Here is a 12,354-nt window from a genome sequence, read left to right as displayed (position 1 = left end):
GCGTGCATCTGGCTCGGCATGGTGCTGGCGATCTCGATCGAGGCGCCGCTGAAGTTCCGCGCGCCCGGCATCACCCTGCCGCTGGGACTCGGCATCGGCCGGCTCGTGTTCCGCGCCCTGAACGCCTCGGAGATCGTGCTGGCGACGGCCATCGCGATCACGTTCGCGTTCGCTTCCCGTCCCCTCGCCGCGACCGTTCTCCTGATCGCCCTCACCGTGACGCTGGCGGTTCAGGTCGTGGTGCTGCGCCCCCGGCTCGAAGCCAGGGCCCGGCTCATCATCGATGGAGGGACGCCTCCTCGTTCCCGCACGCATCTCGCCTACATTGCGCTCGAATGCGCGAAACTGCTGATGCTGGGCGCCTTCGGAATCATTCTCATGTTCGCCTGAGGAAACTCAGCGTCACAACGCATAGATGCCCGATCGATGCAATCGAGTCACTTTTAACACGATCGAGTGAACCGCAGCGACAAACCGTTACCTGAGCAACAAAGATGAGTTCACGCAAGCGCGGCAGACGAAACCCGCGCGGCTCAGTCGGCACGAAATGCGGTGACAACCCTGACCAGCGGCACGCAAATCCCCTTCGATCTGCTCGCGGGCGCGTTGACCGGACGAGCCGCGGCGAACGCCACCGGCACGTTGCACGTCCCCGGAAATCCAGGGGGACGAATTCATCTCCGCAATGGCGGCATCATCTCCGTGGAAAGCCCGGGCTCACCCGGACCCGACGCGTTGTTGTTGCGCACGGGGCGCATCAGTGAATCCGAGTGGACCACCGCCCTCACCACCGGTACCCGCGGCAGCATCGGCGACACCGAACTGCACGTCGTTGCCATGATGTCCACGCAGGACGCCGCGTTCACCATCGTGGCGGGTGACGTCGAGGCCTGCGTGTTCTCCCCGCAGACGCTCGACGTCGCCGTTGCGATGACCACCGCGCTCGATCCGGTGCGCCTGCTCCAGGAGACCTCACGCCGGATCTCGTCGCTGCTCGCGCTGAAGCACCCGCTGTCCCCGCACCGCGAGCGCCTCGTCCCGACCACCACCGCCCGCCTGCGGAAACACGGTCCGGTGCGCGGGGAGATCCTCGCGCACGCCACCGGCAGGCGCACCACGCGCGACATCGCGTTCGCAGCGGGCCGCAGCGTCTACCCGGTGACGATCGAGGCCTGCCGGATGGTGGCCGACGAGCTGCTGACCATCGTGCCCGGCAACGCGGTCATCGCCGCGACGCCGCATCTCGCGGTTCCGCTGCGCCCGAGGCAGCAACCTCCCGCGTTCCACCACCCGCCACCCGACCCGACGGCCGGTGATGACGTGCCGCTGCCCCGCTCGTTGCGGCGCCAGCTGTTGCCGAAACTGTTCAAACAACCCGAGAGGAAAAAGCCGTGAATCACGACGTGCTGGCCACCGAACTGCACGGTCTGCGCGAACGGGTCACCGGTATAACGGACACCCTGATAGCAGCCAACGACGGCATCCTGATTCTCGCGGACACGTCCGAGAAGCTCGACACCGGCGTGATCTCCGCGTTGGCGGCCGCCGATCTCGGAATTGCCCGAAGAACCAGCGAGGCGGCCGGCCAGGGATCATTCCGGCAGACCGTCGTCTACAGCAGCGGTGGGTGCATGGCCGTCTACGCGGTCGGCTCCCTGGCGTTGATGGTCGTACTCGGCGACGAAGGCCTCAACGTGACCCGGCTCCACCAGGAGTCGCAGCCCGCGATCGAACGCATCAACTCCGTTCTCTCCGCCGCCTGAACAGAAATGTGAAATGACGAAACCCAACACGAGCAACAGAGTCATGTCCGACCAGATAGTCACGATGGTCCGGCACCTGCGGCAAGAGGTGCCGGGCTGCCTGGCCGCCGGCGTCGTGGACATGGCCACCGGCATGCTGCTGTCGTTCGAGACGACCGACAGCCACCCCTCCGAGGTGCTCGACCTGCTCGCCGGTGCGACGCTCGACCTGTTCCAGGGCCGCACGGTGACCATGATCGAGGACGTCTTCAAGGAGCGGCGCGGCATCTCGAGCGCCGAGCACTACTTCCAGGAAGTCCTGGTCAACAGCAGCAACCTCACACACCTGTTCATCCGAGACGACCACGACGAGGACGTCGTCGCGGTCGTCGTGTGCCCCAAGTCGGTCAACATCGGCATGCTCTTCGCCTCGGCCCGCCGGGTCGTCAGAGAACACGGCGGCGCGTAGCCACGCCGCCCTGCCCGGGTAGCCCGGCTCACTTCCCCCCGTCCGGCCGGGCTACCCCTGGGTACGCAACTCCTCAGTGACCTCGCAGATCACCTCGGCGAGATCCGCCGGCCGCGACAGGTACCGCACCACCTCCGCCTTCGCCGCCCGTTCCGCGAACAGCGGCGGGATGATCCTCGACCGCCTCCGCCAGGTCCTGCTGCTGCAGGTCCTGCGCGACCACGTGGCGGACGACGACCCGCAGCTCGGACCGGCGTTCAAGGCGATGTCGCGATCGACGTTCTTCCTGCGGTTCAGGGAGAACACGGGCATGACACCGCTCGACCACCTGCACCGCCTGCGCATGCGGCACGCGGCCCGTCCGCTGCGGGACACCACGCGCACCGTCGCCTCGATCGCCATTGCCACCGGATACCGCACGGAAAGCGCGTTCGGTGCCGCGTTCAGGAGGTTCGCCGGACGGTCTCCCGGCGAGTACCGCACCGGGATCGTGACTTAGGGCAACCTGGGTTGAACCGGCTTACAGGACAAGCGTACTGTTTGGGGTCGAGGGGCAGGGGCCGACCCGGTGAGGAAGACTCTCCCCCATCCCGAACTGACCACCGCGCTGTCACCAGTTATGGAGTTGCACGTGACTGCACCAGCTAGCAAGGACAGCTTCGGCGCCCGCGGCACGCTCAACGTCGGCGACGCCTCGTACGAGGTGTTCCGGCTGAGCGCCGTGGAGGGCGCCGAGCGTCTGCCGTTCAGCCTGAAGATCCTGCTGGAGAACCTGCTGCGGACCGAGGACGGCGCGAACATCACCGCCGACCACGTGCGCGCTCTCGCCAACTGGGACCCGGCCGCCGAGCCGAACACCGAGATCCAGTTCACGCCCGCCCGCGTCGTGATGCAGGACTTCACCGGTGTGCCCTGCGTCGTCGACCTCGCCACCATGCGCGAGGCCGTCACCCAGCTCGGCGGCGACGCCGAGAAGGTGAACCCGCTCGCGCCCGCCGAGCTCGTGATCGACCACTCGGTCATCGCCGACATCTTCGGCCGCCCGGACGCGTTCGAGCAGAACGTCGACCTGGAGTACGAGCGCAACCGCGAGCGCTACCAGTTCCTGCGCTGGGGCCAGACGGCGTTCGACGAGTTCAAGGTCGTCCCGCCCGGCACCGGCATCGTGCACCAGGTCAACATCGAGCACCTGGCCCGCGTCGTCATGGTCCGCAACGGCCAGGCGTACCCGGACACGCTGGTCGGCACCGACTCGCACACCACGATGGTCAACGGCATCGGCGTGCTGGGCTGGGGCGTCGGCGGCATCGAGGCCGAGGCCGCGATGCTCGGCCAGCCGGTCTCCATGCTGATCCCGCGCGTCGTCGGCTTCAAGCTGTCTGGTGAGCTGCCCCCCGGCGCCACCGCGACCGACCTCGTGCTCACGATCACCGAGATGCTGCGCAAGCAGGGCGTCGTCGGCAAGTTCGTCGAGTTCTACGGCGAGGGCGTCAGCGCCGTGCCGCTGGCGAACCGCGCCACGATCGGCAACATGTCGCCGGAGTTCGGCTCCACGGTCGGCATCTTCCCGATCGACAGCGAGACGATCGACTACCTGCGCCTGACCGGCCGGACCGAGGAGCAGATCGCGCTCGTCGAGGCCTACGCCAAGGAACAGGGCCTCTGGCACGACGCGTCCCGCGAGCCGGTGTTCTCCGAGACGCTGGAGCTGGACCTGGCGACGGTCGTGCCGTCCATCGCCGGCCCGAAGCGCCCGCAGGACCGCATCGAGCTGACCAACGCCAAGGAGTCGTTCCGCCAGGCCCTGGGCGCCTACGTCGCGCACACCGAGTCCCCGGCGCTGTCCGGTGTGGACGAGGCCGTCGACGAGACGTTCCCGGCCAGCGACCCGGTCGCCATCCACGAGGGCGAGAACGGCTCCGGCGCGCCAAAGGTGTTCCAGTCCGCCGCCGAGGGCGCCACCGGTCGCGTGTCGAACCCGGTCAAGGTCACCCTCGACGGCAACGAGTTCGAGCTGGACCACGGCGCCGTCGCGATCGCCGCGATCACGTCGTGCACCAACACCTCGAACCCGTCCGTGATGCTCGGTGCCGCTCTTCTCGCGAAGAAGGCCGTCGAGCGCGGTCTCGAGCGCAAGCCGTGGGTCAAGACGACCCTGGCGCCGGGCTCGAAGGTCGTCATGGACTACTACGAGCGCGCGGGCCTCATGCCGTACCTGGAGAAGCTCGGCTTCCACCTGGTCGGTTACGGCTGCACCACCTGCATCGGCAACTCGGGCCCGCTGCAGGACGAGATCTCGGCGGGTGTGCAGGAAGGCGACCTCGCGGTCGTCTCGGTGCTGTCCGGCAACCGCAACTTCGAGGGCCGGATCAACCCGGACATCAAGATGAACTACCTCGCGTCGCCGCCGCTGGTCGTGGCGTACGCGCTGGCCGGTTCGATGGACAAGGACATCACCACCGAGCCGCTCGCGTACGACCCCGAGGGCAAGCCGGTGTACCTGTCGGAGATCTGGCCGACCCCGGCCGAGATCGCCGAGGTCATCTCGACCTCGATCTCCGCGGAGGGCTTCACCAAGGGCTACAAGAACGTGTTCTCCGGTGACGAGCGCTGGCAGTCGCTGCCCACGCCGACCGGCAACACGTTCGAGTGGGACAGCGAGTCCACCTACGTGCGCAAGCCCCCGTACTTCGAGGGCATGGAGATGGAGCCGAAGCCGGTCACCGACATCTCGGGTGCCCGCGTGCTGGCGCTGCTGGGCGACTCGGTCACCACGGACCACATCTCCCCCGCCGGTTCGATCAAGGCCGACTCGCCCGCGGGCAAGTACCTGACCGAGCACGGCGTGGAGCGCAAGGACTTCAACTCCTACGGCTCCCGCCGCGGCAACCACGAGGTGATGATCCGCGGCACGTTCGCGAACATCCGCCTGCGCAACCTGCTGCTCGACGACGTCCAGGGCGGCTTCACCCGCGACTTCCTGGCCGAGGGCGCGCCGCAGACCACCATCTACGACGCGTCCGTGTCGTACGCGGAGGCCGGCGTTCCGCTGGTCGTGCTGGCGGGCAAGGAGTACGGCTCCGGTTCGTCGCGCGACTGGGCGGCCAAGGGCACCTCGCTGCTCGGCGTCCGCGCCGTCATCGCCGAGTCCTACGAGCGCATCCACCGCTCGAACCTCATCGGCATGGGCGTGCTGCCGCTGCAGTTCCCGGCGGGCGACAACGCGTCGTCGCTGGGCCTCGACGGCACCGAGACGTTCGACTTCACCGGCGTCACGGAGCTGAACAACGGCACCACGCCGTCCACGGTGCACGTCGTCGCCACCAAGGCGGACGGCTCGAAGGTCGAGTTCGACGCGGTCGTCCGCATCGACACGCCCGGTGAGGCCGACTACTACCGCAACGGCGGCATCATGCAGTACGTGCTGCGCAAGATGGTCCGCAGCTAGTCCCCGATGTACCGAAAGGGCCGCTCACCAGTCGGTGGGCGGCCCTTTCGCCGTGAATGCACTCGTAACGACGAGCGTGCACCCCGCGATGCCAAGTCACCCTGATCACCGCGGGAGACCCCTCATGAGCTTGACCGTGCTCGGCGACCTCAACTGGTTGGCCGTCGTCGTCGCCACGATCGCGTACTTCGCGCTCGGCCTGGTCTGGTACGCGGACTACGCCTTCGGCAGGGCCTGGCAACGGGCAGCGGGCTGGGACCTGAGCCCACCCGAGAAGGTGGGAGTGGGCGTCTACGCCATCCCGCTGGTCACGTGCTTCGTCATCACCCTCGCCACCGCGATGATCGGCAACGCCTCCCGCACCGACAACATCATGGAAGGCATCCTGCTGGGACTCGTCGTCGGTCTCGGCATCGCGCTGCCGGTCCGGTTCGTGACCGGTGCCTACGACATGACGAAGCCCGCCCCGGTCACCTTCGCGGCCATCGGAGCGGGCTATCACGTCGTCGGACTCACGCTCGCGGGCGCGATCCTCGGTCAGTGGATCTAGTTCCTTGCTGCCTTGTGCAGCTCACGCAACGCGCGCACGGACGAAACGGCGTACTCGCGGTCCACGGCCTGCACGGCCATCACCGAGATGTACTCGTCGTCCGGCAGCTCCAGCCTGGCCCACGCGGCGCCGTCCGGGAAGCTGACCGACAGCACGTCGTTCCAGTCGAAGTGGTGCGACGTCACGACGTTGCGCACGTCGACACCCGACGCATCGGCGGTGACGCGCGGACGGGTCAGCAGCAGCACACCGCCCGCGAGCAGGAAGCCCAGCAGGATCATGGCGACCTGGTCGGAGGTCCGGAAGATCACGCCGGTCGGCGTGTTGCCCAGCAGCAGTCCCACCACCGTGAACACCACGACCAGACCGACCGCGCACGCCCACGCGACGCGGCGGATCTTCTTGGGGCGCAGGACGAGCACTTCCGCCGTCATCATTCGAAGCCCCGCTCGGTCCAGGGCTGACGCAGGCCGCGCAGCACCAGTGCCGTGTCGATCGCGGCGACGGTCGCCTCGTACCCCTTGTCCTCCACCGAGTCCGGCAGGCCGGCGCGGGCCAGGGCCTGCTCCTCGGTGTTGGTCGTCAGCACGCCGTTGCCGACGGGGGTGGACTCGTCGAGCGCGACGCGCGTGAGCCCGTCCGTCACCGAGTCGCACACGTACTCGAAGTGCGGGGTACCGCCGCGGATGACCACGCCCAGCGCGACCACGGCGTCGTGGTGGCGCGCCAGTTCCTGCACCACGACGGGAAGCTCGATCGCCCCCGCCACGCGCACGACCGTGGTGTCGACGCAGCCCGCGTCCTCAGCGGCCTTCAGGGCACGCTCGACGAGCTGGTCGGTGATCTTGGTGTGCCAGCGCGTCGCCGCGATCGCGACGCTCAGGCCCTTGCCGTCGAGCCTCGTCTGCTCTGGACGGCCCTCGCCGCTCATTCCTGGTCCTCCGTAGCGGAAACAACGGTCTCGTACTGCTCGAGCTGGTGCAGTTCGTGACCCATCCGGTCGCGCTTGGTGCGCAGGTACCGCAGGTTCTCCGGGTTCGGGGAGACCGGCAGCGGCACCCTGTCGAGCACCCGGAGACCGTATCCGGCCTCCAGTCCGACGCGCTTGGCCGGGTTGTTCGTCAGCAGCCGCATGGACTTGATGCCGAGCTCCACCAGGATCTGCGCGCCGGTGCCGTAGTCGCGTGCGTCGGCGGGCAGGCCCTGCACCAGGTTCGCGTCCACGGTGTCGGCGCCCTCGTCCTGCAGCTGGTACGCCTGCAGCTTGTGCATCAGGCCGATGCCGCGACCCTCGTGGCCGCGCATGTACAGCACGACGCCACGGCCTTGTGCCGCAACGGCTTCCATCGCCGCGTCGAGCTGCGGGCCGCAGTCGCAGCGCAACGAGCCCAGGACGTCGCCGGTGAGGCACTCGGAGTGCACGCGCACCAGCACGTCCTCGCCGTCACCGATCTCGCCGTACACCAGGGCGACGTGCTCGATGCCGTCGAGCAGGCTGTCGTAGCCGTACGCCGTGAAGACGCCGTGCGCGGTCGGGATGCGGGCCTCGGCGGCACGCACGACCTGGGTCTCGACCCGGCGGCGGTACGCGATGAGGTCGGCGATCGTGATGATCGCGAGGTCGTGGTCCGCGGCGAAGACCTCCAGCTCGTCGCGGCGGGCCATGTCGCCCTCGTCCTTCTGCGACACGATCTCGCAGAGCACGCCCGCGGGCGACAACCCGGCCATCCGCGCCAGGTCGACGGCGGCCTCGGTGTGCCCGGGACGGCGCAGCACGCCACCGGCCTTGGCCCGCAACGGCACGACGTGACCCGGACGGTTGAAGTCGCTGGCCTTCGCGGTCGGGTCGGCGAGCAGCCGGATCGTGCGGGCGCGGTCCGCCGCCGAGATGCCGGTGCTGACGCCCTCGCGGGCGTCGACCGTGACGGTGTAGGCGGTGCCGCGCACGTCCTGGTTCGTGTGGAACATCGGCGGCAGGTCGAGGCGGTCGCAGTCGTCCTCGGTCAGCGGCACGCAGATGTAGCCGGACGTGTAGCGGACCATGAACGCGAGCAGCTCCGGCGTCGCCTTCTCGGCGGCGAAGATCAGGTCGCCCTCGTTCTCGCGGTCCTCGTCGTCCACGACGACCACCGGACGACCGGCGGCGATGTCGGAGATCGCACGCTCGATGTCAGCGAAGTCGGTGCTCACTGGGCCTCCTCGCCCGCGATGGCCCGCAGGTGCGGGATCGCCAGTCGTTCGACGTACTTAGCCAGCACGTCGACCTCCAGGTTCACCAGGTCGCCCGGAATGCGTCGCCCGAGCGTGGTGAGTTCGAGGGTCGTCGGGATCAGGCTCACGGTGAACTCGTCCTCGGAGACGGTCACGACCGTCAGCGAGACCCCGTCGACCGTGATGGAGCCCTTCTCGACGACATAACGGGCGAGGCTCGGCGGGAGTCCGATGTGGACGATCTCCCAGTGCTCGGCCTTCTCCCGCGCGAGAATCGTGCCCGTGCCGTCCACGTGGCCCTGCACGATGTGGCCACCGAGGCGCTGGCCGACCGCGGCCGCGCGCTCCAGGTTGACCCGGTCGCCCGCCGCGACCTTGGCGAGGCTGCTGCGCGTGAGGGTCTCGCGCATCACGTCCGCGGTGAAGCTGTCGTTCTCGACTTCCACGACGGTGAGGCAGACGCCGCTCACCGCGATGGAGTCGCCGTGCTTCGCGTCGCTGGTCACGATCGGCCCGGTGATGCGGATCCGTGCCGCGTCGGGCAGGTCCTCAATCGCCTCGACGTGGCCGAGTTCCTCGACGATCCCGGTGAACACCGCTCCTCCTAAGTTCGCGGAACCGCGCTGATCCGCAAGTCCGGTCCGCTCATGGTGACGTCTTCCACGGTCAGCCTCACAGCGTCCGTGATGGTTGACACGCCCGCGTCCAGCACCGCCGCGGGACCGTTCCCGAGCAGCGCGGGCGCGATGTAGGCGAGGACTCGGTCGACCCTGCCGGCGCGCCAGAACGCACCGGCGAGCGTCGGGCCGCCCTCCAGCAGCACGTCGACCACGCCGCGCTGGGCGAGCGCCGCCAGGACGTCGTCCGGCTCGTGCGTGCGCAGGTGCAGTGCGGTGTCCTGGAGCTTCGCTCCCTCCGGCAGGTCGCTCGTGCCCACCACCACCGGCAACGGCTGGCGGGGCAACGGCATTCCATCGGCGTTCCTGGCCGTCAGCGCGGGGTCGTCCAGCCTCACCGTGTTCATGCCGACGACGATCGCGTCGAGCTTGGCGCGCATCGCGTGGACCTCCTTGCGGGAGGTCTCCGAGCTGATCCAGCGGCTGGTGCCGTCCTGGGCCGCGATCCGGCCGTCGAGCGAGGCCGCGTACTTCCACGTGACGTGCGGACGGCCCGTGCGCGCGTAGTGCAGCCACGCCCTGAGGGGACCTCGGCTGACTTCCTGCTCCAGCAGGCCGCTCTCGACGGTGACGCCGGCCTTCTTGAGGACCTCGACCCCGCCCGCAGCCTTCGGGTTCGGGTCACTGGTGGCGTGGACGACGTGCTTGATGCCGGCTTCGATGAGCGTCTCGGCACACGGCGGCGTACGGCCGTAGTGCGAACACGGTTCGAGGGTGACCACCGCGGTGCCGCCGCGAGCCTTCAAGCCAGCTTCCCTGAGCGCCATCACCTCGGCGTGCGGCCCGCCGACCGGCTGCGTGCCACCGAACCCGACGGCGTTGCCGCTCTCGTCGAGGATGACGCATCCGACCGGTGGGTTGGGGCTCGTGGTGCCCCGCACCCGCTCGCTCTCCGCGATGGCGATCCTCATCGCGTCCTCGGGGGTCACCTCGCACCGGCTGCCTGGGCGCGCAGAGCCTCGACGGCCTTGCCGGGGTCCGCGGCGTCGTACACGGCGGACCCGGCGACGAAGCAGTCCACGCCGGCCTGCGCGGCCTGTTCGATCGTGTCGGCGTTGATGCCGCCGTCGATCTCCACCAGCAGCGTGAGGTGCCCGGTGTCGACGAGGTGACGGGCCTGGCGGACCTTGTCCAGCACGTCGGCCATGAAGCTCTGGCCGCCGAAGCCGGGCTCGACCGACATGACCAGCAGCGTGTCGTAGTGCTTCAGCACCTCGACGTACGGCTCCAGCGGGGTGCCGGGCTTGATGCTCAGACCGGCCTTGCTGCCCGCGGCCTTCAGGTTCTTCGCCAGCGCGATCGGGTCGTTCGCGGCCTCGACGTGCACGGTCACGTTGTACGCGCCCGCTTCCGCGTAGCCGATGGCCCAGCGGTCCGGGTCCTCGATCATCAGGTGGCAGTCGATCGGGATGTCGGTGACCTGGAGCAGCGACTTCACCACGGGCAGGCCGAGCGTCAGGTTCGGCACGAAGTGGTTGTCCATGACGTCGACGTGGATCCAGTCCGACGTGGGCACCGCGGCGAGCTCGTCGGCGAGGCGCGCGAAGTCGGCGGACAGGATGCTGGGGGCGATCATCGGCGTGTGGACCACGAGGGTGAAGTCTAGGTGTCCAGCAGGTCGAGCAGCCTGCGGGGAGCCACGTCTGAGACCACGACGACACCCGCATTGGTGAGTGTCGTGACGTGCGTCTCCCACATGGGGTGGCGGCGCTTGTCCGCGTTGGCCTGGGGCATGACGACGACCTTGCAGCTCTCGACGCCGATGGCTTCGTTCAGAGCGGTCAGCGCCTGGTTGTCGCCGATGCCCAGGGCCAGCTTGGCCACGGAGTTCGCGCTGGCAGGGGCGAAGACGAACGCGTCCGGCGTCGGGTAGGGCTTGGGCTGGCTCGGCATCCTCGGCTCCCAGCGGATCGGGAGGTCCGTCAGCACCTGCAGCTTGCCGAGTTCGCCGGCCTCCTCGAACCACGGGACGACGGCCGGCGTGAACGTGATGGCCAACCGCCACCCCAGTTGCGCGGCCGGCTCGGCGAGTTCCGTGCGGAACCACGACTCGACACCACCGCATCCGGAAGCGACCAATCCGAGCAATCCACGCGTAGTCACCGCTGCGATGTTAGGCGGTCTTTTTTGTCGGACACCGCCGATAACGTCCCCTACCGCGGGTGATCACCCGCACACTGAGGGGAGCAAGATGCGCAAGTGGAACCGGTGGCTCAGCGCCACCGCGATGACGGCCGCCCTGGTGGCGGCCACAGCCCTTCCCGCGACCGCCGAACCGCCGCAGCGCACCGTGCCGCTGGCGCTCAAGTCCTTCTCGGACATCGTGGTCGACCCGACGCTGGGCCACGTGTTCGTGAGCAGCAAGACCGACAACGCCGTCGCCGTCACGGACCTGTCGGGCAACGCGGTCACCAAGCTGTCGAACCTGCCCGGTGCCACGGGTCTGGCGCTGAGCCCGGACGGCGACACGGTCTTCGTCGCCCTGTCCCAGTACGGCGCGATCGCCGCGCTGGACACGCTCACGCTGACCGAGCGGGCCCGCTACCCGGTCGGTGAGGTGTGCCCGTCCGACCTCGCGATCACCAACAACCGCCTGTACTTCAGCTACGGCTGCGACACGTGGGGCGGCGGAATCGGCCGTGTCTCGTTCAACGGCGCGGACGCCCGCACGGGCCTCGTGACCGGGCACTACAGCCCGCAGCAGCTCGCGACGTCGCCCGCCAGGCCCGGTCTGCTGGCGGCGGGCCAGCCGAGCCTCTCGCCCTCGGACCTCGTCGTCCTGCGCGAGCAGGGCGACGGGCTCGCCGTCCAGGCGTCCCGCGAGGCGGGCAGCAACCTGGCCGACGTCGAGTTCTCCCAGGACGGCAGCCAGGTGCACGTGGCGAGCGGGGCGCCGTACCAGATCCAGTCGTACACGACCGACAGCCTCGCGGTGCGCGGCACCTACAACACCGGCCCCTACCCGGTGGCGGTGGCGGTGAGCGCCGACTCCGGTGCTCTCGCCGCGGGGGTCAACAGCGACACGTCCGTGCGCCTCTACCCGGCGGGCTCGCTCGACGAGTCCCGTTCGTACGAGGCGCCGTACCTGTACCAGGCGAGCCTGGCGTGGGGTCCCGGCGGCCGCTGGGTCTACGCGGTGGGCAACCGGTTCGGCCAGCCGGCACAGCTGCACGTGCTGAAGGCCTGACCCGAGTGACCGGGCGAACTGCGGCTCGCCCGGCCCGCTGGTCGAGGATGTCACCCGAACCGGTGAACCC

The 12,354-nt window shown here is 69.0% G+C and carries 15 protein-coding genes; 8 read left to right on the top strand and 7 right to left on the bottom strand.

The features are described from left to right. The first annotated feature begins 18 nt into the window (after positions 1-18). The 7 genes from SK571_RS06280 (at position 19) to SK571_RS06250 (ending at position 6,209) form a co-directional block, all read left to right on the top strand. A complete protein-coding gene (locus tag SK571_RS06280; RefSeq protein ID WP_319983062.1) occupies positions 19-390 on the top strand; it encodes a hypothetical protein in 372 nt (123 codons plus the stop codon). A 162-nt stretch (positions 391-552) separates the two neighbouring features. Next, positions 553-1,395: a hypothetical protein gene (locus SK571_RS06275; RefSeq protein WP_319983061.1), complete on the top strand. Its 843-nt coding sequence runs from the start codon at positions 553-555 to the stop codon at positions 1,393-1,395. Then, positions 1,392-1,763 carry a roadblock/LC7 domain-containing protein gene (locus SK571_RS06270; protein ID WP_319983060.1) on the top strand — a complete coding sequence of 124 codons (372 nt, stop codon included), beginning with the start codon at positions 1,392-1,394 and terminating at the stop codon, positions 1,761-1,763. The genes SK571_RS06275 and SK571_RS06270 overlap by 4 nt, the downstream gene beginning before the upstream one ends. Before the next feature lie 43 nt (positions 1,764-1,806). Further along, positions 1,807-2,211: a hypothetical protein gene (locus tag SK571_RS06265; protein WP_319983059.1), complete on the top strand. Its 405-nt coding sequence runs from the start codon at positions 1,807-1,809 to the stop codon at positions 2,209-2,211. A gap of 76 nt (positions 2,212-2,287) precedes the next feature. Then, the gene (locus SK571_RS06260) at positions 2,288-2,710 is read left to right on the top strand and encodes a helix-turn-helix transcriptional regulator (protein ID WP_319983058.1); all 423 of its coding nucleotides are present in this window, start codon (positions 2,288-2,290) and stop codon (positions 2,708-2,710) included. A 132-nt stretch (positions 2,711-2,842) separates the two neighbouring features. Further along, on the top strand, positions 2,843-5,659 hold the full coding sequence (gene acnA, locus SK571_RS06255) for an aconitate hydratase AcnA (RefSeq protein WP_319983057.1): 2,817 nt from the start codon (positions 2,843-2,845) through the stop codon (positions 5,657-5,659). Between the two features lie 124 nt (positions 5,660-5,783). After that, positions 5,784-6,209, top strand: coding sequence for a DUF1761 domain-containing protein (locus tag SK571_RS06250; RefSeq protein ID WP_319983056.1), 426 nt, complete (start codon positions 5,784-5,786; stop codon positions 6,207-6,209). Here SK571_RS06250 and SK571_RS06245 read toward each other — a convergent pair. From SK571_RS06245 to SK571_RS06215, 7 genes are read right to left on the bottom strand one after another with little or no spacing between them, the layout of a single operon-like run. Further along, on the bottom strand, positions 6,206-6,646 hold the full coding sequence (locus SK571_RS06245) for a PH domain-containing protein (protein ID WP_319983055.1): 441 nt from the start codon (positions 6,644-6,646) through the stop codon (positions 6,206-6,208). The two genes, SK571_RS06250 and SK571_RS06245, sit on opposite strands and share 4 nt — an antisense overlap. After that, positions 6,643-7,140 carry a 6,7-dimethyl-8-ribityllumazine synthase gene (gene ribH / locus SK571_RS06240; RefSeq protein WP_086665621.1) on the bottom strand — a complete coding sequence of 166 codons (498 nt, stop codon included), beginning with the start codon at positions 7,138-7,140 and terminating at the stop codon, positions 6,643-6,645. Before ribH ends, SK571_RS06245 begins: the two co-directional genes overlap by 4 nt. Next, the gene (locus tag SK571_RS06235) at positions 7,137-8,399 is read right to left on the bottom strand and encodes a bifunctional 3,4-dihydroxy-2-butanone-4-phosphate synthase/GTP cyclohydrolase II (RefSeq protein ID WP_319983054.1); all 1,263 of its coding nucleotides are present in this window, start codon (positions 8,397-8,399) and stop codon (positions 7,137-7,139) included. The genes ribH and SK571_RS06235 overlap by 4 nt, the downstream gene beginning before the upstream one ends. Continuing rightward, a complete protein-coding gene (locus SK571_RS06230) occupies positions 8,396-9,016 on the bottom strand; it encodes a riboflavin synthase (RefSeq protein WP_266034803.1) in 621 nt (206 codons plus the stop codon). The genes SK571_RS06235 and SK571_RS06230 overlap by 4 nt, the downstream gene beginning before the upstream one ends. Positions 9,017-9,024: 8 nt before the next feature. After that, entirely contained in the window at positions 9,025-10,008 is a 984-nt protein-coding gene (gene ribD, locus SK571_RS06225) for a bifunctional diaminohydroxyphosphoribosylaminopyrimidine deaminase/5-amino-6-(5-phosphoribosylamino)uracil reductase RibD (RefSeq protein WP_319983053.1), read from the bottom strand. A 14-nt stretch (positions 10,009-10,022) separates the two neighbouring features. Then, on the bottom strand, positions 10,023-10,673 hold the full coding sequence (gene rpe, locus SK571_RS06220) for a ribulose-phosphate 3-epimerase (protein WP_266035448.1): 651 nt from the start codon (positions 10,671-10,673) through the stop codon (positions 10,023-10,025). A gap of 26 nt (positions 10,674-10,699) precedes the next feature. Further along, positions 10,700-11,200 carry a flavoprotein gene (locus SK571_RS06215; RefSeq protein WP_319983052.1) on the bottom strand — a complete coding sequence of 167 codons (501 nt, stop codon included), beginning with the start codon at positions 11,198-11,200 and terminating at the stop codon, positions 10,700-10,702. Positions 11,201-11,288: 88 nt separating this feature from the next. Here SK571_RS06215 and SK571_RS06210 point away from each other — a divergent pair, with 88 nt between their 5' ends. Next, complete coding sequence (locus SK571_RS06210; RefSeq protein WP_319983051.1) at positions 11,289-12,284, top strand: hypothetical protein; 996 nt, start codon at positions 11,289-11,291, stop codon at positions 12,282-12,284. Positions 12,285-12,354: the final 70 nt, after the last annotated feature.

It is taken from the genome of Lentzea kristufekii (assembly GCF_033949925.1).
GTDB classification, from domain to species: Bacteria; Actinomycetota; Actinomycetes; order Mycobacteriales; family Pseudonocardiaceae; genus Lentzea; species Lentzea kristufekii.
Note: the sequence above shows the minus strand (reverse complement) of the source record. Positions and strands in the feature narration are given on the sequence as shown.